This is a genomic window from Streptomyces sp. CBMA156, from assembly GCF_014596515.1.
GTDB lineage: Bacteria > Actinomycetota > Actinomycetes > Streptomycetales > Streptomycetaceae > Kitasatospora.
On the sequence record NZ_MSJQ01000278.1, the window covers coordinates 1 to 21,271 of the forward strand.

The 21,271-nt window shown below is 71.6% G+C and carries 21 protein-coding genes; 14 read left to right on the plus strand and 7 right to left on the minus strand.

Features of this window, described 5'->3' with window-relative positions:
• From BU198_RS23605 to BU198_RS23625, 5 genes are all read left to right on the plus strand, one after another.
• On the plus strand, positions 1 to 373 hold a 373-nt coding region (locus BU198_RS23605), incomplete at its 5' end, for a polyphenol oxidase family protein (protein ID WP_188298869.1).
• A complete protein-coding gene (locus BU198_RS23610) occupies positions 373 to 1,161 on the plus strand; it encodes a YggS family pyridoxal phosphate-dependent enzyme (protein WP_188298870.1) in 789 nt (262 codons plus the stop codon). The genes BU198_RS23605 and BU198_RS23610, both read left to right, overlap by 1 nt.
• A 308-nt stretch (positions 1,162 to 1,469) precedes the next feature.
• The gene (locus BU198_RS23615) at positions 1,470 to 2,087 is read left to right on the plus strand and encodes a cell division protein SepF (protein ID WP_188298871.1); all 618 of its coding nucleotides are present in this window, start codon (positions 1,470 to 1,472) and stop codon (positions 2,085 to 2,087) included.
• A 99-nt stretch (positions 2,088 to 2,186) separates the two neighbouring features.
• A complete protein-coding gene (locus BU198_RS23620) occupies positions 2,187 to 2,468 on the plus strand; it encodes a YggT family protein (RefSeq protein WP_030060143.1) in 282 nt (93 codons plus the stop codon).
• Positions 2,469 to 2,527: 59 nt separating this feature from the next.
• The gene (locus BU198_RS23625) at positions 2,528 to 3,877 is read left to right on the plus strand and encodes a DivIVA domain-containing protein (RefSeq protein ID WP_188298872.1); all 1,350 of its coding nucleotides are present in this window, start codon (positions 2,528 to 2,530) and stop codon (positions 3,875 to 3,877) included.
• A 228-nt stretch (positions 3,878 to 4,105) separates the two neighbouring features.
• Here the strand turns inward: BU198_RS23625 and ileS are convergent, their stop codons facing one another.
• Positions 4,106 to 7,237: an isoleucine--tRNA ligase gene (gene ileS / locus BU198_RS23630; protein ID WP_188298873.1), complete on the minus strand. Its 3,132-nt coding sequence runs from the start codon at positions 7,235 to 7,237 to the stop codon at positions 4,106 to 4,108.
• Between the two features lie 715 nt (positions 7,238 to 7,952).
• Here ileS and BU198_RS23635 point away from each other — a divergent pair.
• The 4 genes from BU198_RS23635 to BU198_RS23650 all read left to right on the plus strand — a co-directional run bounded on the left by BU198_RS23635 (position 7,953) and on the right by BU198_RS23650 (position 10,715).
• The gene (locus BU198_RS23635) at positions 7,953 to 8,417 is read left to right on the plus strand and encodes a TraR/DksA family transcriptional regulator (RefSeq protein WP_317620284.1); all 465 of its coding nucleotides are present in this window, start codon (positions 7,953 to 7,955) and stop codon (positions 8,415 to 8,417) included.
• 131 nt (positions 8,418 to 8,548) lie between these two features.
• Positions 8,549 to 9,256, plus strand: coding sequence for a signal peptidase II (gene lspA / locus BU198_RS23640; protein ID WP_188298887.1), 708 nt, complete (start codon positions 8,549 to 8,551; stop codon positions 9,254 to 9,256).
• 54 nt (positions 9,257 to 9,310) lie between these two features.
• On the plus strand, positions 9,311 to 10,249 hold the full coding sequence (locus BU198_RS23645; protein WP_188298875.1) for an RluA family pseudouridine synthase: 939 nt from the start codon (positions 9,311 to 9,313) through the stop codon (positions 10,247 to 10,249).
• Position 10,250: 1 nt separating this feature from the next.
• Entirely contained in the window at positions 10,251 to 10,715 is a 465-nt protein-coding gene (locus tag BU198_RS23650; RefSeq protein ID WP_188298876.1) for a GNAT family N-acetyltransferase, read from the plus strand.
• 71 nt (positions 10,716 to 10,786) lie between these two features.
• Here the strand turns inward: BU198_RS23650 and BU198_RS23655 are convergent, their stop codons facing one another.
• Positions 10,787 to 11,806, minus strand: coding sequence for a mechanosensitive ion channel family protein (locus BU198_RS23655; RefSeq protein ID WP_188298877.1), 1,020 nt, complete (start codon positions 11,804 to 11,806; stop codon positions 10,787 to 10,789).
• Between the two features lie 97 nt (positions 11,807 to 11,903).
• Here BU198_RS23655 and BU198_RS23660 point away from each other — a divergent pair, with 97 nt between their 5' ends.
• The 3 genes from BU198_RS23660 to BU198_RS23670 all read left to right on the plus strand — a co-directional run bounded on the left by BU198_RS23660 (position 11,904) and on the right by BU198_RS23670 (position 16,321).
• Positions 11,904 to 14,744 carry an alpha/beta fold hydrolase gene (locus tag BU198_RS23660; protein WP_188298878.1) on the plus strand — a complete coding sequence of 947 codons (2,841 nt, stop codon included), beginning with the start codon at positions 11,904 to 11,906 and terminating at the stop codon, positions 14,742 to 14,744.
• 62 nt (positions 14,745 to 14,806) lie between these two features.
• The gene (locus BU198_RS23665) at positions 14,807 to 15,646 is read left to right on the plus strand and encodes an ABC transporter permease (RefSeq protein ID WP_188298888.1); all 840 of its coding nucleotides are present in this window, start codon (positions 14,807 to 14,809) and stop codon (positions 15,644 to 15,646) included.
• Positions 15,647 to 15,745: 99 nt separating this feature from the next.
• Entirely contained in the window at positions 15,746 to 16,321 is a 576-nt protein-coding gene (locus tag BU198_RS23670) for a dienelactone hydrolase family protein (protein WP_188298879.1), read from the plus strand.
• 142 nt (positions 16,322 to 16,463) lie between these two features.
• On the opposite strand, the gene BU198_RS23675 is transcribed toward BU198_RS23670, so the two are convergent.
• A complete protein-coding gene (locus BU198_RS23675; protein ID WP_188298880.1) occupies positions 16,464 to 17,243 on the minus strand; it encodes a VOC family protein in 780 nt (259 codons plus the stop codon).
• Positions 17,244 to 17,618: 375 nt separating this feature from the next.
• Positions 17,619 to 17,942 carry a DUF6191 domain-containing protein gene (locus BU198_RS23680; protein ID WP_188298881.1) on the minus strand — a complete coding sequence of 108 codons (324 nt, stop codon included), beginning with the start codon at positions 17,940 to 17,942 and terminating at the stop codon, positions 17,619 to 17,621.
• A gap of 184 nt (positions 17,943 to 18,126) precedes the next feature.
• Here BU198_RS23680 and BU198_RS23685 point away from each other — a divergent pair, with 184 nt between their 5' ends.
• Positions 18,127 to 18,699: an Imm1 family immunity protein gene (locus BU198_RS23685; RefSeq protein WP_188298882.1), complete on the plus strand. Its 573-nt coding sequence runs from the start codon at positions 18,127 to 18,129 to the stop codon at positions 18,697 to 18,699.
• 72 nt (positions 18,700 to 18,771) lie between these two features.
• Here BU198_RS23685 and BU198_RS23690 read toward each other — a convergent pair whose 3' ends face one another.
• The 3 genes from BU198_RS23690 to BU198_RS23700 form a co-directional block, all read right to left on the minus strand.
• Positions 18,772 to 19,194, minus strand: a complete 423-nt coding sequence (locus BU198_RS23690) for an I66 family serine proteinase inhibitor (RefSeq protein ID WP_188298883.1) — start codon at positions 19,192 to 19,194, stop codon at positions 18,772 to 18,774.
• Between the two features lie 147 nt (positions 19,195 to 19,341).
• Positions 19,342 to 19,533, minus strand: a complete 192-nt coding sequence (locus BU198_RS23695) for a DUF397 domain-containing protein (RefSeq protein ID WP_188298884.1) — start codon at positions 19,531 to 19,533, stop codon at positions 19,342 to 19,344.
• A gap of 10 nt (positions 19,534 to 19,543) precedes the next feature.
• Positions 19,544 to 20,566, minus strand: a complete 1,023-nt coding sequence (locus tag BU198_RS23700) for a helix-turn-helix transcriptional regulator (RefSeq protein WP_317620286.1) — start codon at positions 20,564 to 20,566, stop codon at positions 19,544 to 19,546.
• Positions 20,567 to 20,581: 15 nt separating this feature from the next.
• Here BU198_RS23700 and BU198_RS23705 point away from each other — a divergent pair, with 15 nt between their 5' ends.
• Positions 20,582 to 20,947, plus strand: coding sequence for an ATP-binding protein (locus BU198_RS23705; RefSeq protein ID WP_188298886.1), 366 nt, complete (start codon positions 20,582 to 20,584; stop codon positions 20,945 to 20,947).
• Positions 20,948 to 21,271: the final 324 nt, after the last annotated feature.

Sequence of the window (21,271 nt, forward strand, 5' to 3'; positions counted from 1 at the left end):
CCACGCGGGCCGGCCGGGGCTGGCGGCCGGGGTGGTGCCCGCGGCCGTCCGGGCGATGGTCGAGCTGGGCGCGGAGCCAGGGCGGATCACCGCCGCGACCGGCCCCGCGGTCTGCGGCCGCTGCTACGAGGTGCCGGCCGCACTGCGTGCCGAAGTCGCCGCGGTGGTGCCGGAGGCCTTCGCCGAGACCTCCTGGGGGACCCCGGCCCTGGACGTGCCCGGGGGAGTCGCGGCCCAGCTGGCGGCGGCGGGGGTCGGCGAGGTGGTGCGATCAGCGGTCTGCACCCTCGAATCCGCCGATCACTACTCCTATCGTCGCGAGCAGCGCACGGGCAGGCTCGCGAGCTACGTCTGGTTGGGCTCTGATCACTGATGACGAACGACATCTACGGACCGTTCCCCGGTGGCGCCGAGTTCGTGGCGGCCCTGACGGACGGCCAGCGGGCGCGCTACGAGGAGCTCGGGACCAACCTCGACGTGGTCGAGCGCCGGATCGCGGACGCCTGTGCGGCCGCCGGACGCGCCCGGGACGAGGTCACCCTGATCGTCGTCACCAAGACCTACCCCGCCGAGGACAGCGCGCTGCTGGCCGGGTTGGGCGTGACGGACGTCGCGGAGAACCGCGACCAGGACGCCGCGCCGAAGGCGGAGCAGTGCAGAAACCTTCCTCTTGACTGGCACTTCGTCGGACAGTTGCAGACCAACAAGGTCCGCTCGGTCGTCCGGTACGCGAACCACGTGCACTCGGTGGACCGGCCGCGGCTGGTCGAGTCGCTCTCCGCGGCGGTGCTGAAGTCGGAGCGCCCCGAGCTGGGCTGCCTGGTGCAGGTGGCGCTGGACAAGGAGCACGGGGAGGGCGAGCACCGGGCCGGGGTCGCGCCGGAGGACGTCGTGCGACTGGCCGACGCGATCGCCGACACGCCCGGGCTCCGACTGGACGGTGTGATGACCGTCGCTCCGCTGGCCGGCCCGCTGGCCGGTGACCCGGCCCGCGCCTTCGATCGGCTGGCGGAAATCGCAACCGCCGTACGGGCGGACCATCCGGCTGCCACCATGGTCTCCGCAGGGATGAGCGGCGACCTTGAGCAGGCGATTGCCGCCGGGGCGACACATGTGCGCGTCGGAACGGCGGTACTCGGAGTGAGGTCACCCCTCAGGTAACGTCACCGGGTAAGTAGATCAGACAGCAGGACAAAATAGGACAGAATCTAGCAGCTCCCCGGAGCGCTAGCGAACCGTGGATCGCAGCTCCGCGGCCCCCACACCACGAATCCGACCGGCCGTCGGGCTGACGTTCCGTCGTGGAGGGGCCGCGGAATCCGCAGGCAGGGCCGTCACGCGCCCGGGCTGCCGGGACGGAGCGCCGGTCCGCACGGAGCGAGCGAAGCGAGCGACCATCAGAAGGTGCGCGCATCGCGAAGCTGCCACCGAGCGTCAGCGAGGTGGCTATGAGCGGAGGAGACAGGAGCATGGCCGGCGCAATGCGCAAGATGGCGGTCTACCTCGGCCTCGTGGAGGACGAGACGTACGACGGCCAGGGGTACGACCCCGACGACGACTACGACGCGGATCCCGAGCCGATCCGGACGGGACAGCGGACCGAGGACATTCCCCGTCCGGCCCCGGCCGCGGCGGCCGCCGCACCGGCCCCGGTCTCCTCGATCACCCCGCAGCCGGTGCCCGCGGCGGTGCCGATCCGACAGGAGACTCCGAGGATGGCCCCCGTGTCGTCCATCACACCCGAACGTCGCCACAACCTGGAGAAGAGCGCACCGGTGATCATGCCCAAGGTAGTGAACGAACGAGAGCCCTACCGCATCACCACGCTGCACCCCCGAACCTACAACGAGGCCCGTACCATCGGGGAACAGTTCCGTGGCGGGACTCCCGTGATCATGAATCTGACCGAGATGGACGACACCGACGCGAAGCGCCTCGTAGACTTCGCGGCTGGACTCGTCTTCGGTCTGCACGGCAGTATCGAGCGCGTGACACAGAAGGTGTTCCTGCTGTCGCCTGCTAACGTCGATGTCACGGCGGAGGACAAGGCTCGGATCGCCGAGGGTGGGTTCTTCAACCAGAGCTGACCCGGCCACGACTTTACGTGTGGATCTGATCAACAGTGGGTTAGCGACAGGTGACGAGCGGCAGGCCCGAGGGATCGGGACCGGGGAGAGGGAAACGGGATGGACATCGTATGGGCGGTGCTCTACTACGCCCTGACCGTCTTTCTGGTGTTCCTGCTCGTACGGCTGGTCATGGACTGGGTCTTCCAGTTCGCGCGTTCGTGGCGGCCCGGCAAGGCCATGGTCCTGGTCCTGGAGGCCACGTACACTGTCACGGATCCGCCGCTCAAGCTTCTTCGGCGGCTCATTCCGCCGTTGCGTTTCGGGGGCGTGGCGCTCGACCTGTCCTTCTTCGTACTGATGATCATTGTGTATGTCCTGATCTCGCTTGTGCACCCCTAGTCGTAGGTGAGCGATGCGACAGGATGCCGGTGTGCCGACGATCACGTTGAGGTGAAGAGATGCCATTGACCCCCGAGGACGTTCGGAACAAGCAGTTCACGACCGTCCGCCTGCGTGAAGGCTACGACGAGGACGAGGTCGATGCCTTCCTCGACGAGGTCGAGGGGGAGCTGACCCGCCTCCTCCGGGAGAACGAGGACCTGCGTGCCAAGCTGGCCGCCGCGACTCGTGCCGCCGCGCAGAACCAGGCCAACCTGCGCAAGGAGCCGCAGCAGGACGCCCCCCGACAGGGTGGTGCTCCGGTGCCCGCCGCCATATCCGGCCCGCCGGTCCCCGGCCAGCAGGGTCCCGGCGGTCCGCAGCAGATGGGCCCCGGTGGTCCGCAGCAGATGGGTCCGGGTGGTCCGCAGCAGATGGGCCCCGGCGGCCCGCAGCAGCAGATGGGCAACCAGCCGCTCGGCCTGCCCGCCGGCTCCCAGCCGCAGCTTCCGGCTGCCGGCGGCCAGCAGCAGCAGCAGATGAACCAGACCATGGGCGGCCAGCAGCAGCTGGTCCAGCCGATGGGCGGTCAGATGCTCCAGCCCATGGGCGGTCCCGGTGGCCCGCAGCAGATGGGCAACCCGATGGGCCAGGGCATGGGCCAGCAGCAGATGCAGCCGATGGGTGGCCCGATGGGCGGCCCGCAGCAGATGGGTGGCCCCATGGGCGGCCCGATGCAGCAGCAGAGCCCCGGCGGAGACAGCGCCGCCCGCGTGCTGGCGCTCGCTCAGCAGACCGCCGACCAGGCGATCTCGGAGGCCCGTTCCGAGGCCAACAAGATCGTCGGCGAGGCGCGCAGCCGGGCCGAGGGCCTGGAGCGCGACGCCCGTGCCAAGGCCGACGCGCTGGAGCGGGACGCGCAGGAGAAGCACCGCGTCGCGATGGGCTCGCTGGAGTCCGCGCGGGCCACGCTGGAGCGCAAGGTCGAGGACCTGCGGGCGTTCGAGCGTGAGTACCGCACGCGTCTGAAGTCGTACCTGGAGACCCAGCTGCGCCAGCTGGAGTCGCAGGCGGACGACTCGCTCGCCCCGCCGCGGATCCCCGCCACCGCGTCGCTGCCGCCGGCGGCCTCGTCGATGGCTCCGGCCGGTGCCGGTGCGATGAGCGGCGGCGCGCCGAGCTTCGGTGGCAACCAGCCGTCCTTCGGTGGCAACTCGCCGTCCTTCGGCGGGAGCAGCTCCTTCGGTGGCGGCTCCTCGACGCCGGGCTTCGGCGGGCAGTCGGCCGGTGGCAACAGCGGTGCTCCGCAGATGCAGCCGGCCGGGATGACCCAGCCGATGGCGGCGGTCCGTCCGCAGCCGCCGCAGCCGATGCAGCAGGCTCCGGCGCCGATGCGGGGCTTCCTGATCGACGAGGACGGCGACAACTGAGGTTGTAGCAGGGCCTTTCGGAGGCGCCCCCTTTCCGACCCACGGGTCGGGGAGGGGGCGCCTCTTTGCGTGGGGAGGGGCGTGCGGGTGTGCCGGGGGGCGCGTGGGAGTGCTGCGGGGTGCGGGGAACTCGACGGGGGCGTGCGGGAGTTGGGGTGGGTGTGGGATGTGGGGCAGGTATGGCGAAGCCGCCGTCACGTGGGGGTGACGGCGGCTTCGTCGTGCGGGTCAGGCCTTGCGGAGCTGGAAGGCGAGGCCGAGCGACTCGTCGGTGAAGCTCTCGGACTCCCAGTCGGCCGCACCGGCGGCGAAGTCGGTCGCGAGGACCTCCTCGGCGACCAGCGGACCGTGCTCGGCGATGGCCTCGGCGGTCTCCTCCGAGGTGGCGCGCCAGCGCAGGACGATGCGGTCGGCGACGTCCAGACCGGAGTTCTTGCGGGCCTCCTGGATCTGGCGGATGGCGTCGCGGGCGATGCCGAGGCGCTTGAGCTCCGGGGTGATGGCCAGGTCGAGGGCGACGGTGGCGCCGGACTCGTTGGCGACGGCCCAGCCCTCGCGCGGGGTCTCGGTGATGATCACCTCGTCCGGAGAGAGGGTGATCGTCTCGCCGTCGAGCTCGACCGAGGTCTCGCCGCCGGCGCGCAGTTCGGCGGCCAGCCGGGCGGCGTCGGTGGCGGCGACCGCCTTGGCGACGTCCTGCACGCCCTTGCCGAAACGCTTGCCCAGCGCGCGGAAGTTGGCCTTGGCGCTGGTGTCGACCAGCGAGCCGCCCACCGCCGCCAGCGACTCCAGGGTGGAGACGTTGAGCTCCTCGGCGATCTGCGCGCGCAGGTCGGCGGGCAGGTCCTCCCAGCCCTGGGCGGCGACCAGCGCGCGGGACAGCGGCTGACGGGTCTTCACGCCGGACTCGGCGCGGGTGGCCCGGCCCAGCTCGACCAGGCGGCGGACCAGCGCCATGTGCCGGGACAGCTCGGTGTCGATCAGCGACTCGTCGGCCTCCGGCCAGGTGGCCAGGTGCACCGAGGACGGGGCGTCCGGGGCGACCGGGACGACCAGGTCCTGCCAGACCCGCTCGGTGATGAACGGGGTGAGCGGGGCCATCAGACGGGTGACCGTCTCCAGCGCCTCGTGCAGGGTGGCGAGCGCGGCGGCGTCACCCTGCCAGAAGCGGCGGCGGCCGCGGCGGACGTACCAGTTGGACAGGTCGTCGACGAAGCCGGACAGCAGCTTGCCGGCGCGCTGGGTGTCGTACGCCTCGAAGGCCGCGTCGACGTCGCGGACCAGGGTGTTCAGCTCGGACAGCACCCAGCGGTCCAGCTGCGGGCGGTCGGCCGGGGCCGGGTCGCCCGCGGAGGGGGCCCAGTCCGAGGTGCGCGCGTACAGCGCCTGGAAGGCGACGGTGTTCCAGTAGGTGAGGAGGGTCTTGCGGACCACCTCCTGGATGGTGCCGTGGCCGACCCGGCGGGCCGACCAGGGCGAGCCGCCGGCCGCCATGAACCAGCGGACGGCGTCGGCGCCGTGCTGGTCCATCAGCGGGATCGGCTGGAGGATGTTGCCCAGGTGCTTGGACATCTTGCGGCCGTCCTCGGCCAGGATGTGGCCCAGGCAGACGACGTTCTCGTAGCTGCTCCTGTCGAACACCAGGGTGCCGATCGCCATCAGCGTGTAGAACCAGCCGCGGGTCTGGTCGATCGCCTCGGAGATGAACTGCGCCGGGTAGCGCTTCTCGAACAGCTCCTTGTTCCGGTACGGGTAGCCGTACTGGGCGAAGGGCATCGAGCCCGAGTCGTACCAGGCGTCGATGACCTCGGGCACGCGCGTGGCGGTCCCGCCGCAGTCGCGGCAGGCGAAGGTCACCTCGTCGATGTACGGGCGGTGCGGGTCGAGGTCGCTCCGGTCGGTGCCGGTGAGCTCGGACAGCTCGGCCAGCGAGCCGACGCAGGTGAGGTGGCCCTCCTCGCAGCGCCAGATCGGCAGCGGGGTGCCCCAGTAGCGGTTGCGGCTGAGCGCCCAGTCGATGTTGTTGTTCAGCCAGTCGCCGAAGCGGCCGTGCTTGACCGTGTCGGGGAACCAGTTGGTGGCCTCGTTCTCACGGATCATCGCGTCCTTGACGGCGGTGGTCCGGATGTACCAGGACGGCTGCGCGTAGTAGAGCAGCGCGGTGTGGCAGCGCCAGCAGTGCGGGTAGCTGTGCTCGTACGGCAGGTGGCGGAAGAGCAGGCCGCGCTCCTTGAGGTCCGCGACCAGGGCCTCGTCGGCCTTCTTGAAGAACTGGCCGCCGACCAGCGGGACCTCGGGGGCGAAGGTGCCGTCGCCGAGCACCGGGTTGACCACCGGCAGGCCGTAGCGGCGGCAGACCGCGAGGTCGTCCGCGCCGAAGGCGGGGGACTGGTGGACGATGCCGGTGCCGTCGTCGGTGGTGACGTAGTCGGCGTTGACGACGTAGTGGGCGTCCTCGATCGCGACCAGGTCGAAGGGGCGGCGGTAGGCCCAGCGCTCCATCTCGGCGCCGGTGAAGGACTCGCCGGTGGTCTCCCAGCCCTCGCCGAGAGCCTTGGCGAGCAGCGGCTCGGCGACGACGAGCTTCTCCGCGCCGTCGGTGGCCACCACGTAGGTGACCTCGGGGTGGACGGCGGCGGCGGTGTTGGAGACCAGGGTCCACGGGGTGGTGGTCCAGACCAGCAGGGCGGCCTGGCCGGCCAGCGGGCCGCTGGTCAGCGGGAAGCGGACGAAGACCGAGGGGTCGACCACGGTCTCGTAGCCCTGGGCCAGCTCGTGGTCCGAGAGGCCGGTGCCGCAGCGCGGGCACCAGGGGGCGACCCGGTGGTCCTGGACCAGCAGGCCCTTGTCGAAGATCTGCTTGAGCGACCACCAGACGGACTGGACGTACGACGGGTCCATCGTCCGGTAGGCCTCGTCCAGGTCGACCCAGTACCCCATGCGGGTGGTCAGCTCGGTGAAGGCGTCGGTGTGGCGGGTCACCGACTCGCGGCACCTGGCGTTGAACTCGGCGATGCCGTACGCCTCGATGTCCTGCTTGCCGGAGAAGCCCAGCTCCTTCTCGACGGCGAGCTCGACCGGCAGGCCGTGGCAGTCCCAGCCGGCCTTGCGGGCGACGTGGTAGCCCTTCATGGTCCGGTAGCGAGGGAAGACGTCCTTGAAGACGCGGGCCTCGATGTGGTGCGCGCCGGGCATGCCGTTGGCGGTGGGCGGGCCCTCGTAGAACACCCACTCGGGGCGGCCCTCGGACTGCTCCAGGCTGCGCTGGAAGATCTTGTTGTCCTGCCAGAACGACAGGATCTGGTGCTCCAGGGCAGGCAGGTCCACCTGCGCGGGGACGGGGTTGTAGGAGCTGCTCATCGCGGGCGTCGACCTCCGGCGGATACTGGGACTGGATCCTCCGGAGGGACGAGACGGCCTGGCCGCCCCGCGGTACCACCCTCCTTGGCCGCGGTGCTGCGTTCGCGGCCCTCTTGTTTGGGCTTGCTGCCGGGTCTAGTGGGCCGCCGTGGTCGGTGGCCGTTCTTCCGGCGGCTCCGGGGTGATCTTCCCGCCGTGCACACCCCCGGGCTCGCACCGTCCCCGGGTCGCTGGTGGCTGCGTACGTCGGTACTCGTCCCATCTGCGCCTCGCAGGGCCAGTGTATCGGCCGGGTGAGTCGGTTTGTCCAAACCGTTTCCGGCGGGCGGTCCCCGGGGCGGTTCCCCGGGGGCTCTCCGGGGCGCCCCGCGGAGGCGCGTCCGGCGCTGTCCGGTGCCGTTCGGTGCCGTTCGGTGGCGCTCCGTGGCGTTCGACGGCGGAGATTAGCCGGAGTCGATCTGGGCACAAATCTCTGAGCGTACGGGGCGTGACGGTTGGGGCGGCTGCCTGGGTGGGATCGTTATGGGGCGTCGGTATGTCATGTTGTGACCGGTTTTGATCGGGATTATCGTTCCGGCACTGGAAGCCGCCGGGAACCGGCGGCTCGATTCGTTCGTAGATGGGGTCGAAAGCCATGGCTGAGAAGGGAACCGGCGCGGGTACCGCCACCAAGCGGGCACGCAAGGCCGTGGCGGTCGACCCAGGGGAGGGGACCGTGACCACTACCGCACCGAAGACCAGCAAGGACACCGTCACCGGGCCGCACGGCGCCGAGTCGGTGGACCCGGCCACGCTGCCGGTCCGGCCCGGCGAGGAACCGTGGACCAGGGCGGAGGTCCACGAGCTGCACGACGAGCTGATCAGCGAGCTGGACCGGCTCCGGAGCGAGATCGACGCCGCCGAGGCGGCCATCTCGGGACTGATGCGCGACTCCAACGACGGAGCCGGCGACGACCAGGTGGACGCCGGTACGAAGAACATCTCGCGGGAGAGCGAGCTGGCGCTGGCCAACAACGCGCGGGACAGCCTGGCCCAGACCGAACGCGCGCTGGGGCGGCTGGAGGGCGTCGGCTTCGGCACCTGCGAGTCCTGCGGGCAGGCCATCGGCAAGGCCCGGATGCAGGCCTTCCCCAGGGCGACGCTCTGCGTACAGTGCAAGGCCAAGCAGGAGCGCCGCTGAACCGGGCGACCGGAGCGACGTGGGGGGTCGGGCTTGCCGTACGCTCGACCCCGTATCGTCGCCTGAATAAACGTCGCCTGACGCGTTCGTGAACGCGGGCAGGCCGTCATCGGCCCACCACCCTCCCCCTCCTGCGGACCGGGGGAGCTCCATCGGCAGCGGAGCGGATCATCAGTACGCAAGGTTCCCCCCAGACCCGGGACGACGCCGTCCCGTCCCCCGCCGATGCCGTGGAGGTGCCCGTGGCCGAGCCGGTCGAGGCCTCGCCCGTGGACGACGCGACGGCCGAGAAGCCCAGGGGCCCGCGCCGGATCGGCGTGCTGCTGGTCATCGCCGTCCTCGCGTTCCTGATCGACCTCGCCAGCAAGTCGCTGGTGGTCGCCCGGCTGGAGAACCACTCGGCGATCAAGGTGATCGGAGACGTGGTCACCTTCCAGGTGATCCGCAACTCGGGCGCGGCCTTCGGGATGGGGCAGGCGCTGACCGTCGTCTTCACGATGATCGCCTCCTCCGTCATCGTGGTGATCTGGCGGATCGCCCGCCGGCTGTACAGCCTGCCCTGGGCGATCGCGCTCGGGCTGCTGCTCGGCGGGGCGCTCGGCAACCTCACCGACCGGCTGTTCCGCTCGCCGAGCGTCTTCCGCGGGCACGTGGTGGACTTCATCTCCGTCCAGCACTTCGCGGTCTTCAACCTCGCGGACTCGGCGATCGTCTGCGGCGGGATCCTGGTGGTGCTGCTCTCCTTCCGCGGCAGCAACCCGGACGGGACCGTCCACCAGCAGCCCGAGAAGGACGGGAAGGGCGAGAAGGGCGAGAAGCCGGAGCAGGCCGGGAAGTAGCCCCCGGATCACCGGCGGGCGGGGGCGGGTCGCGTTTCCGGCATACTCGTACGGGTGAGTACCGCAGCGCAGATCCGAAGCCTCCCCGTACCCGACGGCCTGGAGGGCGAACGCCTCGACGCCGCCCTGGCCCGGATGTTCGGCTTCTCCCGGACCAAGGCCGCCGAGCTGGCCGCCGACGGCAAGGTGACGCTCGACGGCGCCGTGGCCGGGAAGTCGGACCGGGTGACCGCCGGCTCCTGGCTGGAGGTCGAGATCCCCGCGCCGGCCGCCCCGGTGCGGATCGTCGCCGAGCCGGTCGAGGGCATGCGGATCGTCCACGAGGACGAGGACATCGTGCTGGTCGACAAGCCGGTCGGCGTCGCCGCGCACCCCAGCCCGGGCTGGACCGGCCCCACCGTGATCGGCGGACTGGCCGCGGCCGGGTTCCGCATCTCCACCTCGGGCGCCGCCGAGCGCCAGGGCGTCGTGCACCGGCTGGACGTCGGCACCTCGGGGCTGATGGTGGTCGCCAAGTCCGAGCGCGCGTACACCGACCTCAAGCGGCAGTTCCACGACCGGATCACCGAGAAGCGGTACCACACGCTGGTGCAGGGCCACCCGGACCCGCTGAGCGGGACGGTGGACGCGCCGATCGGACGGCACCCCAGCTCGGACTGGAAGTGGGCCGTCACCAAGGACGGCAAGGCGTCCATCACCCACTACGACCTGATCGAGGCGTACCGCGCCGCGTCGCTGCTGACGATCAAGCTGGAGACCGGCCGCACCCACCAGATCCGCGTCCACATGTCCGCGCTGCGGCACCCCTGCGTGGGCGACCTGACGTACGGCGCCGACCCGACGCTGGCCAAGCGGCTGGGGCTGACCCGGCAGTGGCTGCACGCGGTGTCGCTCGGCTTCGAGCACCCGGCGGACGGCCAGTGGGTCGAGTTCTCCAGCGAGTACCCGGAGGACCTGACGAAGGCGCTGGACATCATCGCGGCGGAGAGCTGACATGCCGGCCACTGCCGTCCGGGTCGCCGAGGGCGAGGCGGACCTGGAGCTGGTGCGGGCCGTCCGGCGTGAGGTGTTCATCGATGAGCAGGGCGTGCCGGAGGAGCTGGAGTACGACGAGTACGACGCGACCTCGGTGCACCTGCTGGCGGTGGGGGCCGACGGGGCCGGGCTGGGGACCGCGAGGCTGATCTTCGGGGACCACGCCCGGGAGCTGACCGGTGGCGTCGAGGGGCGGGTGCTGCTCGGGCGGCTCGCGGTCGTCGCGGCGGCCCGGGGCACGGGTCTGGGCGCGGAGCTGGTCCGGGCGGTCGAGGCCGCGGGTGCCGGGCGCGGTGGCGCGGAGGTCGAGCTGCACGCGCAGGTGCAGGCGCTCGGGTTCTACGAGCGGCTGGGGTACGTGGCCGAGGGGCCCGTGTACGACGATGCGGGGATCCCGCACCGGACGATGACGCGGGTGCTGTAGGCCTTCCTCGCACGGTTCCGCCCCCGGTCCCTTCGGCCGGGGGCGGCACGTGTTTCCGGGGCCGGCGGGGGTCAGGTGCCGGTGGTGCGGAGGCGGGGGAGGGCGTCGGGGTGCTCGTCGCGCAGGTAGGCGATGAGCTGTTCGCGGACGTCGAAGCGGAGCTGGGCGGCGTCGTCGGGGGTGCGGGCGGTCATGGTGGCGCGGACGACCATCGTGCTGGGCGTGGTGTCGGTGACCTGGAGGGCCCATTCGGCGCCGTCCCAGAGCGGGTTCCGGTCGAGGCGGGCGCGCAGGGCGGCGCGCAGCTCGTCCACCGGGGTGGTGTGGTCGAGATGGAGCAGGACGGCGGCGAGCAGGCCGGGGTCCCTGCGGGTCCAGTTCTCGAAGGGCTTGTTGACGAAGTACGAGACCGGGACGACCAGCCGGCGGTAGTCCCAGAGCCGGACGACCAGGTAGCTGAGGGTGATCTCCTCGACCGTGCCCTGCTGGCCGTCCACCACCACCGTGTCGCCGATCCGGACGGTGTCGCCGAAGGCGATCTGGAGGCCGGCGAAGAAGTTACCCAGGGTGCTCTGGGCGGCGATGCCGGCCACGATGCCGATGATGCCCGCCGAGGCGAGCAGGCTGGCGCCGATGGTGCGCATGGCGGAGAAGGTCAGCAGCATCACGGCCACCGTGACCACGACGATCACCGCGCTGACCACCCGGCGCAGCATGCTGATCTGGGTGTTCACCCGCTGGACCCGGGCCGGGTCGTCGACGCGGGTCTCGTACCGGCTGAGCAGGGCCTCCAGGACGGCGGCCACCACGCGGACGGTGAGCCAGCCCAGCGAGGCGAGCAGGAGCAGCAGGAGCAGGTGGTGCGCGCCGTCGTCCCCGGTCGCGTGGAGGGTCCGCCGGAGCGGCTTGGCGGCGAGCAACAGGGCTGACACGACGGTGAGTTGGAGCGGGATCCGGCAGCGGCGGAGCAGCGGCCAGACCGGTGCCCCCGGTTGCCGGGCGGCGATCCGCTGGAGGGCCTGGTCGACGATCCAGCCGATCGCCAGGGTGGCGGCGACGGTGGCGAGCAGCGAGATCAGCGGCCAGGGCATGGGCCGTACGATACCCGGGCACAGCGGGGCGAACCGGGCGAAAGCGTGTGGCGGCTTTATCGGCGGCCTACCCGGACGGCGGATACGATCAGCGCCCATGGAGTTCGGTGGGGCATGGCGTCGCTGGCGCGCCCGGGGAACATCGGTCAGACGCAGGCTGCTGGCCGGGGCGGTGGCCCTGGTGGCGGTGGCCGGAGCGGGCACCGTGACGGTGGCCTCCGGCGGTGAGCAGGCGGTCCGTCAAGAGGACCGGTTCCTCGCCATGCCCGAGACGCCCGGCAGCGACCAGCAGGTCCGGCTGGACACCTCGTTCTTCACCACCGGCAGCGGTCCGCGCCCCGCGGTGCTGCTGGCCCACGGCTTCGGCGGCTCCAAGGAGGGCCAGCGCGCCCGCGCCGAGCAGCTGGCCCGGCAGGGGTACGCGGTGCTGACCTGGTCGGCGCGCGGCTTCGGGCACTCGGGCGGCAGGATCGGCCTGAACGCGCCCGACCGCGAGGTCGAGGACGTCAGGCACCTGGTGGACTGGCTGGCCCAGCGGCCCGAGGTGCAGCTGGACGGGCCAGGCGACCCGAACGTCGGCATCACCGGTGCCTCGTACGGCGGGGCGGTCTCGCTGCTGGCCTCCGCCTACGACCACCGGATCGACGCGGTGGCCACCCAGATCACCTGGTGGAACCTGGCCGACGCGCTGTTCCCGCAGGGCGTGCAGGGCTCGGGCGCGGCGGACGGCGTGTTCAAGAAGCTGTGGGCCGGGATCTTCTTCACCACCGGCGCGGCCGGGGACCTCGGCCCCTCGGGCGAGGCGCCGCGGGAGAGCGGCGGCGGCGCGGGGGCGCCGACGGGCGGCGGCGCACAGCCGCAGGCGGACGGCGGTGCACAGCAGCAGACGGACGGGCCGGTCGGCTGCGGGCGGTTCCTGGAGTCGCTCTGCGCGATGTACGACCGGGTCGCCACCGCCGGGCACGCCGATCCGGAGGCCGTCGCGCTGCTGGAGCGCTCCAGCCCGTCCTCGGTGGCGGCGCAGCTCAAGGCGCCCACGCTGGTGGTGCAGGGGCAGCAGGACTCGCTGTTCCCGCTGGACCAGGGCGACCGCATCGCCAAGGCGGTGGCCGCCAACGGCGCACCGGTGGCGGTGGACTGGTTCGCGGGCGGCCACGACGGCGGGACGGACACCAGCGCCCGGGTGGACGACCGGGTGACCGCCTGGTTCGACCGTTATCTGAAGGATCACGGCCAGAAGGGCGGCGGCACCGACACCGGTGCCGCGTTCCGGGTCACCCGCACCGGCGGGGTGGACTCGACCGGCTTCCAGGCCGTGCTGCGCGGGGCCACCGCCGACCGCTACCCGGGGCTGGGCGGGACGGGCTCGCGGACCGTCGAGCTGGCGGGCGGCGAGAAGACCCTCGCCAACCCGCCCGGCGGCGCGCCGCCCGGGATCTCGACGCTGCCCGGCGTCGGCGCGCTCAGCCAGGCGGCCTCGCTGGGCGCCGGACTGTCGCTGGACTTCCCCGGGCAGAACGCCGCCTTCGACTCGGCGCCGCTGGACTCGGCGCTGCACCTGACCGGGCAGCCGACCGTGCCGGTGCGGGTCAAGGCCGACCGGCCGGACGCGGTGCTGTTCGCGAAGCTGTACGACGTCGGCCCGGACGGCAAGGCGGTGCTGCCGCAGCAGCTCGCCGCCCCACTGCGGGTGACCGGCGCGGACGCCGGGAAGACCGTCACGGTGGCGCTGCCGACCGTCGACCACACCTTCCCGGCCGGGCACCGGGTGCGGCTGGTGCTGGCGAGCACCGACCTCGCGTACGCCTCACCGGTCGAGCCGGCCACCTACCAGGTGGCGCCGGCCGGGGCGCTCACCGCGCCGACCGTCGAGGAACTGGTCACCGAGGCGGCGCCGCTGCCCTCGCGCACCTGGCTGCTGCCGGTGGTCGCGGTCGTGGTGGCCGCCGGGCTGGTGCTGGTGCCGCGGCTGCGACGCCGCAGGGCGGCCGCCGGGCCCGGCTTCGACCCGGAGCTGGCCGCGGTGCCGCTGCTGATCAGCGGGCTGAGCAAGCGCTACAAGGGCTCCCAGGACCGCTACGCCGTACGGGACCTCGGCTTCCGGGTGGAGCAGGGGCAGGTGCTCGGACTGCTCGGGCCGAACGGCGCGGGCAAGACCACCACGCTGCGGATGCTGATGGGCCTGATCCGCCCGGACGCCGGCGAGATCCGGATCTTCGGGCACCTGGTACGGCCCGGCGCCCCGGTGCTGTCCCGGGTCGGGGCGTTCGTGGAGGGCGCCGGCTTCCTGCCGCACCTCACCGGGCGGGCCAACCTGCGGCTGTACTGGCAGGCGACCGGCCGGCCGGAGGCCGACGCGCGCTTCGACGAGGCGCTGGCCATCGCCGGGCTCGGCGAGGCGCTGGACCGCGCGGTGCGGACGTACTCGCAGGGCATGCGGCAGCGGCTGGCGATCGCGCAGGCGATGCTCGGGATGCCGGACCTGCTGATCCTGGACGAGCCGACCAACGGGCTGGACCCGCCGCAGATCCGCGAGATGCGCGAGGTCATGATCCGGTACGCGGCCGGCGGGCGGACCGTGATCGTGTCGAGCCACCTGCTGTCCGAGGTGGAGCAGAGCTGCACCGACCTGGTGGTGATGGACCGCGGGCGGCTCGTCACGGCCGGGCCGGTCGGGGACATCGTGGGCGCCGGCGAGCTGCTGATGGTCGGCATCGCCGGCCCGTACGACCCGGTGCCGGTGGCCGAGAAGGTCGCCGCCCTGGCCGGGGTCGGCTCGGCGGAGGCCGTCGAGGGCGGACTGCTGGTGCGCCTGGACGGGCTGGCGGCGAGCGCGCTGCTGGCCGAGCTGGTGCGGCTGGAGGTGCCGGTGGAGAGCGCCGGACCGCAGCGTCGGCTGGAGGACGCGTTCCTGTCGTTGATCGGAGGTGGAGAGTGAGCGTCGTTCCGACGGACCGCGCCGACTCGGCGGACCGTGCCGAGCCGACCGGCCACGTGTCGATGGACCACGCCGAGGGGTACCGGGCGAGCCGGACGCTGCCGCTGCGGGTGGAGGCCATGCGCCAGCTGCGCCGGCGCCGCACGCTGGTGATCGGCGCGGTGCTGGCCGCCATGCCGTTCGTCATCCTGGCCGCGTTCCAGATCGGCGGCACCCCGGGGCGTCCGGGTCGGACCACCTTCATCGAGCTGGCCACCGCCTCGGGGGCCAACTTCGCGGTCACCATGCTGTTCGTCGGCACCGGCTTCATGCTGGTGATCCCGGTCGCGCTGTTCTGCGGCGACACCGTCGCCTCGGAGGCGAGCTGGTCCTCGCTGCGCTACCTGCTGGCCGCGCCGGTGCCCAGGGCCAGGCTGCTGGCCCGCAAGTTCGCGGTCGGGCTGGCGTTCTCGGCGGTGGCGGTGGTGATGCTGCCCGCGATCGGACTGGTCGTCGGCACGGCGGCGTACGGCTGGGGGGACCTCAAGCTGCCCGCCGGGGTCAGCCTGCCGGCCGGGGAGGCGCTGCCCCGGATCGCCGTCGCGGTGGCCTTCGTGTTCCTCAGCGAGATCGTGATCGCGGCGCTGGCGTTCTGGCTCTCCACGGCGACCGACGCGCCGCTGGGCGCGGTGGGCGGCGCGGTGTTCGCGTCGATCATCACCGGGGTGCTGGACGCCGTCACCGCGCTGGGCGACCTGCGGGAGTGGCTGCCGGCGCACTGGCAGTACTCCTGGGCGGACGCCCTGCAGCCGCAGCTGGAGTGGGGCGGCATGGTGCAGGGCGTCTCGCTGTCGCTCTCGTACGCGGTGGTGCTGCTGGCGCTGGCGTTCCGGGGGTTCGCTCGCAAGGACGTGGTGTCGTAGCCGGGCTTGGGGGCGCAGCCGGATGTGGGGTCGTGGTGACCGGTGGGGGATGCGGGATCATGGGTGGGTAGCCGACTCCCCTGATGAAGGACCCGAACCGTGGCCCAGATCGTCCTCTTCCACTCCGCCTACGGGCTGCGGCCCGCCGTGCGGGCCGCCGCCGAGCGGCTCCGCGCCGCCGGGCACACCGTGCACATCCCGGACCTGTTCGACGGGCGGACCTTCGACTCCGTCGAGGAGGCGCAGGAGTTCCAGGAGGAGCTCGGCGGCAGCGAGGAGCTGCTGCGGCGGGGCGTGATGGCGGCCGCGCCGCTGTCCGAGGGCGGGCTGGTGTACGCCGGCTTCTCGCTGGGCGGCGCGCTGGCGCAGAACCTGGCGCTGGCCGACGAGAAGGCGCGCGGGCTGCTGCTCCTGCACGGCACCTCGGACCTGCGGGAGGACGCGGCCACCGAGATCCCGGTGCAGCTGCACATCGCGGAGCCGGACCCGTTCGAGCCGGAGGACTGGCTGAACGCCTGGTACCTGCGGATGGTGCGGGCCGGGGCGGACGTCGAGGTGCACCGGTACCGGGGTGCCGGGCACCTGTTCACCGACCCGGAGCTGCCGGACTACGACGCGCAGGCGGCGGAGTGGGCCTGGGCGGCGGCGCTGGCCTTCCTGGCGGAACTGGACTGAGCGGTGCCCGGGCCGTGCGTGGGAAGTCGGGCCGGCCGACTTCCTGTTCCCGCGCGCGGGGTCCGGTGGGGGTGGGACGCAGGCCGCCCGCCCGGGTGGGGGTCCGGGCGGGCGGGGCGGCGGTTCGTGGGGGTGGGGTGGGTCAGAGCGGGGTGGGCCTGATCATGGCGAAGGGGGCGCCCTGCGGGTCGGCGACCACGGTCATCCGGCCGGCGACCATGTCGAAGGGCGGGGCGAAGACCGTCCCGTTGCGCTTGACCAGGGCGTCCACGGTGGAGTCGACGTCGTCGACCGAGAAGTACGTCAGCCAGTGTGCCGGGGTGCCGGGCGGGTCGTTGGCGAGCAGGGTGACGCCGCCGACCGCCCGGCCGCCGACCCGCAGCTCCCAGTACGCGTCCGCGCCGTCCAGCGGCTCGATCTCGATGCCGAACGCCTCGCCGTAGAAGGCGGTGGCGGCCGGGACGTCGCTGGTGTGCAGCTCGTTCCAGGTCAGCGCGCCGGCCTCGTTGACGACCTTGGCGCCGGAGAACTCGCCCGGCTGCCAGGAGCCGAACACGGCGCCCTGCGGGTCGGCGGCGATCAGCATCCGGCCCAGGCTGCCGACGTCCATGACCGGCGCGAGCAGGGTGCCGCCGGCGGCGACGATCGCGTCCTGGGTGGCCTGGGCGTCGGTGGTGGCCAGGTAGCTGGTCCAGACGGTGGGCGGCTCCGGCGCTCCTTCGGGGGCCATCGCCGGACCGATGCCGGCCACGGCCTTGCCGTCCAGCTCGCAGACGGCGTACCCGCCGAACTCGGCCGGGCCGGGCCGGCCCTGCCAGCCGAAGAGGTCGCGGTAGAAGTCCAGTGCGGCCTGCTGGTCCTTGGCCATCAGATCGACCCAGCACGGGGTGCCGGTCGCGTACGGGGAGGTGACCTCGGGCATGATCGCCCTTTCTGGTGAGGGGTCTCTGCCGGTCACCATCTCCTCGCGCACCATGGTTCGCCACTCGACAACCCGCCCCGGCCGCCGGGTCGGGCGGGGACGGCGGGGTGGGGCCTGCCTGACGGCCGTACGGGTGCGGGTGCGTCCGTTCGAGTGAGGGGTGGTTCGACGTCGCGCGGAGCGGTGGGCGGGTCGGTCACGGCTCCGGACGGCCGGTCGCCCGGGTGCGGGGACGAAGCGTGGACAGCCGAGGGGGCGGAGGCCGTGAAGCGGTCGCGCGCGAAGATCGCCGCGACGCGCTTGAGGCCGGTGCGGACCGGGACCGCCGGACGTTCCTCGGCGGCTCGGGTGGTGGGCCGGGCGTCCCGCGCGGTGCTACCGGCGGGGCGGGATGACGGCGGTGCCTCCGTCGAGGTCGACGCCGGTGCGGGGCGGGGCGCCGGCGTGGTCGTCGTCCCGCAGGACGAGCCGGGCTTGGCGCTGCTCGATCTGCACGCGCTTGTTGGCGTTGAGGAAGGCGTGGAACTCCTCGGTCGCGGTGGCACCGAGGCCGAGTTCGCCGGATCGGGACCGGGCGGACAGCCGTCGGGACAGCCATGCGGGGTGGCCCGAGCGCGCGACGACGTGCCGGGCGGAGGCGAGCGTGAAGGGCACGATCACCAGTACCGCCATGAAGAGCAGACCCGCCATCATCGCCATGTCGGTTCCAACGCGCTGTGGCGGCAGGCCAGTTCCGTTCCGGGTGGGGGAGTGTGCGAGCGCAGGAAGTCGGGTGGGCCGACTTCTGGCGCGTTCTCGTGGTCGGGCCGTCTGCTGGGAGGTGTCGGAGCAGGCCGGTACGGTCGCCGATGGTTGTGACGGCGGAGACCTGTGGGGGCCGGGGATGTTCCTGAGTGTGGTGATCGGTGACGACCGGCACGAGGTGGAGTCGCGGGAGGACGCGGACCGGCTGATCTCCTGGGTGATGGAGAACGCGGGGAGCGGCCGGAACGCGTGGTTCGCGCTCAACGAGGTGCGCTTCGACAAGGCCCGACCCTCGGACGAGAGCGTCCTGATGGTGGCGATGGACCGGGAGGCCGGGTACGGCGGTCTGGTCTGGTCCGTCAGTCTGAGCTTCTCCCGGCGCGAGGGGATCGACGGATGCACGTGGGTGACCGACAACCCGTCGCCGCCGGCCGGCGATCCGAAGGTGATCTCGGACATGTGGACCCCGGTGTTCATGGAGCCCGCGACCGTCCTTCCGTTGCCCGAGGTGCGGAAGGTCCTTGAGGAGTTCTGTCGTGCGCGGACCGGGGACAGGCCGAGCTGTGTCGGCTGGGTCAAGGGTCATATGAACGGCAGCTGCGTGGAGTTGGGACCCGGGGCGATCCCGGTCCCGACGTCCTCCACGGAGTGGGACGCCGTACTGGGCGCCGTGGTGGAGCAGTTCGGGCCAGGGGGCGTCGCTCGGGAGTAGGGGGGCGAGGGGGGAAGGGTGCGTGCACAGGAAGTCGGGCGGGCCGACTTCCGGTGCGGGGCGGGGCGCGGGTCAGACGTCGATCTTCTCGAAGGTGAAGGCGGTGGAGCCTTCGAGGACGGGGATGACCTCGATCCTGCTCTGTTTGTTGGGTTCGAGGACGGTCCACGAGGAGCCCTGGGGGGACTTGATCTGGTAGGTGTCCGGGGCGCCCCCGGGGACGGGAATCAGTTCCCACTCGGGGGCGTCGCCCTGGTCGAGGAGGAGGGAGACCAGCGGGCCGGCGGGCTTGAGGTCCTCCACGGCGGTCGGGGCGCCCTTGGCGTAGAGCCGGTAGTGGTTGTTGGGGTAGGCCTCGACGACCCAGACCGCGTCCTGGTCGTCGGTGTTGGCGAAGACGGCTTTGGGGGAGAGGTCCAGGGCTTCGTGACGGGCTCGGCCGATCTTGGCGTCGCCGTTCTGGATGGTGTAGAGGCCGGACTCCAGCTGTGCCATGGCTGTCATTCCTTCGCGGTGCGGGCGAGGTGCACGACAGTTGTACGTGGTCGGATGAAGCCGGGGGAGGAGCCTCAACTCGCCTTCACCTGAACGAGCTACGCCCCCTCGCTCGGGGAGAGCGAGGGGGCGCGAGGGCGTGGGGTGTCAGGCGTGGTGGTCGAATTCGCCGGCCTTGACGCCGTGGAGGAGGGCGGCGAGGGCGGCGGGAGTGGTGTGGATGACCTGGTGGCCCTCGTCGGACTCGCGAAGTTCGACCGCCCCGGCGGCCGTGCGGATCTCCACGCAGTCGTTACCGGAACCACTGAAGGAAGACTTCTGCCACTCGAAGCTGGTCATGTTGGGCCTTTCAAAGCGTTCGTGCGATCTTGCGGACCAGGTCACGGGAGTCATCTTCATCGAGTGCCATCGATTCGGTGCGCTTGAAGATGGAGCGGTAGCTGGTCAGCTGGCTGGCGGCATCGAGGTGTATCGACCCCTGGGATGACTCAACTTCGACGGTGTCCAGCTCGGGCACCGCGCCGAACGCGTACGTGAGGTTCTCTACGGCCCCGGGAAAGGTGTCGATATCGAACGGCACAACTCGGATGGTCATCCAGGATTGCTCGGATTCCTCTATGAGGGACATGAGCTGTTCTCGGAGGATCGGGGTGCCGCCAAAGCGAGTCCACAACACCGACTCGTAGAGGAAGCATGTGATCGGCGTCCGGTCGCGGCGTAGGGCGGCTTTGCGCTGCATCCTGAAGGTCGTGCGGGCCTCCAACTCATGCCGGGGGAGCGGAGGGATCAGGCGTCCGAAAACTGAAGAGGCATAGCTGATGGTCTGGCAGGGGCCGGGCATGTGAGTGACAACCCAAAGCATGAGGCTGTGGGCGCTCTTCTCCAATTCGGCGACTTCGAGGAATCCGTCGGAGATGGTTCCTCGGTACTCCTCCCACCAGCCCTTGGAGCGGTCCATGACCATGGATTCCAGAGCGTCGATCAAGGGCTCGTTCATGCACTTGCAGGCGGCGGCGAAGGATCGGAGCCGCTCGGGGCTGACGCCGACCTTGGCCGCCTCGATCTGGCTGACCTGAGTCCTGTCGATGCCGAGGGCCCTGCTGAGGTTGGACGTCGACAGCCCGGCTGCCTCGCGCATCTTCCGAAGTTCCGTCCCGACGCGGCGTTGACGGAGCGTCGGGTTGACTCGTGGCGGCATGGGTTCCTTCCTCGCCGGGGTGGCCCAAGTCTGCCGCGCTGCCGTGCGCGAGGTCCACTTGAGGATGAATCTATCCGGATTTGGGATCACATGTGATTCGGGTCGGGTATGGTCAAATTCACGTCGATCCGATGGATCGTCAGCTCTGGCTGTTGTCACGCCACTTCTTCGCATCCCCGGAGAACTTCCATGCGTCTCGTCAACACCCCCACCATCGCCATCGCCCGTCAGACCCTCTGCAACACCATGACGCGCGTCGGCTGGGCCCCCGCCACGATCTCCGACGCGCAGCTCGCCCTCTGCGAGCTGCTCGTCAACGCGTGGCGCCACACCGACACCCCCGCGCCGCTGGTCGAGATCATCTCCGTCAACGACTCCCTCCGGGTCTCCGTCACGGACGAGAGCCCGGTCCTCCCCTCCGCCCCGCCGTTGTCCCTGCTCGCAGAGTCGGGGCGGGGCCTCCAGCTGGTCGAGGCCCTCACCCACCGCTGGGGCGTCGACCCCCACGAGCGTGCCAAATCCGTGTGGTTCGAGCTGCTGAAGGACGCCGGCTGATGATCTACCGCCCCGGCCGCCACCCGATGCTGCCGACCGACCCCCGGATCCGGTACTACACCGAGGACCACATCCGCGCCCTGATGGACGAAGTCCAGGAGCGCGGGCGCGAGTTCGGTCTCATCTTCCCCTCGATCGACACCGACAGGACCATGGACGGCCGCGTCCTCGTCCGCTTCAACACCGCGCCGGCGTCGCAATGCCGCGGAGTTAGGCGCTGTCCGTGTCCGTCAATGCGGTCTGTTTCCATGCGTCGGCGAGGATGTAGGTCCCGTAGGCGATCTTCTTGAGAAGGCCTTCGTTGGCCCACATGGTCATCTGGCT

Coding starts and splice junctions, on each gene's coding strand:
- BU198_RS23610 (WP_188298870.1), top strand. CDS start 373: ATGACGAACGACATCTACGGACCGTTCCCCGGTGGCGCCGAGTTCGTG.
- BU198_RS23615 (WP_188298871.1), top strand. CDS start 1,470: ATGGCCGGCGCAATGCGCAAGATGGCGGTCTACCTCGGCCTCGTGGAG.
- BU198_RS23620 (WP_030060143.1), top strand. CDS start 2,187: ATGGACATCGTATGGGCGGTGCTCTACTACGCCCTGACCGTCTTTCTG.
- BU198_RS23625 (WP_188298872.1), top strand. CDS start 2,528: ATGCCATTGACCCCCGAGGACGTTCGGAACAAGCAGTTCACGACCGTC.
- ileS (WP_188298873.1), bottom strand. CDS start 7,237: ATGAGCAGCTCCTACAACCCCGTCCCCGCGCAGGTGGACCTGCCTGCC.
- BU198_RS23650 (WP_188298876.1), top strand. CDS start 10,251: ATGCCGGCCACTGCCGTCCGGGTCGCCGAGGGCGAGGCGGACCTGGAG.
- BU198_RS23655 (WP_188298877.1), bottom strand. CDS start 11,806: ATGCCCTGGCCGCTGATCTCGCTGCTCGCCACCGTCGCCGCCACCCTG.
- BU198_RS23660 (WP_188298878.1), top strand. CDS start 11,904: ATGGAGTTCGGTGGGGCATGGCGTCGCTGGCGCGCCCGGGGAACATCG.
- BU198_RS23665 (WP_188298888.1), top strand. CDS start 14,807: ATGGACCACGCCGAGGGGTACCGGGCGAGCCGGACGCTGCCGCTGCGG.
- BU198_RS23675 (WP_188298880.1), bottom strand. CDS start 17,243: ATGCCCGAGGTCACCTCCCCGTACGCGACCGGCACCCCGTGCTGGGTC.
- BU198_RS23680 (WP_188298881.1), bottom strand. CDS start 17,942: ATGGCGATGATGGCGGGTCTGCTCTTCATGGCGGTACTGGTGATCGTG.
- BU198_RS23685 (WP_188298882.1), top strand. CDS start 18,127: ATGTTCCTGAGTGTGGTGATCGGTGACGACCGGCACGAGGTGGAGTCG.
- BU198_RS23690 (WP_188298883.1), bottom strand. CDS start 19,194: ATGGCACAGCTGGAGTCCGGCCTCTACACCATCCAGAACGGCGACGCC.
- BU198_RS23695 (WP_188298884.1), bottom strand. CDS start 19,533: ATGACCAGCTTCGAGTGGCAGAAGTCTTCCTTCAGTGGTTCCGGTAAC.
- BU198_RS23700 (WP_317620286.1), bottom strand. CDS start 20,566: ATGCGAAGAAGTGGCGTGACAACAGCCAGAGCTGACGATCCATCGGAT.
- BU198_RS23705 (WP_188298886.1), top strand. CDS start 20,582: ATGCGTCTCGTCAACACCCCCACCATCGCCATCGCCCGTCAGACCCTC.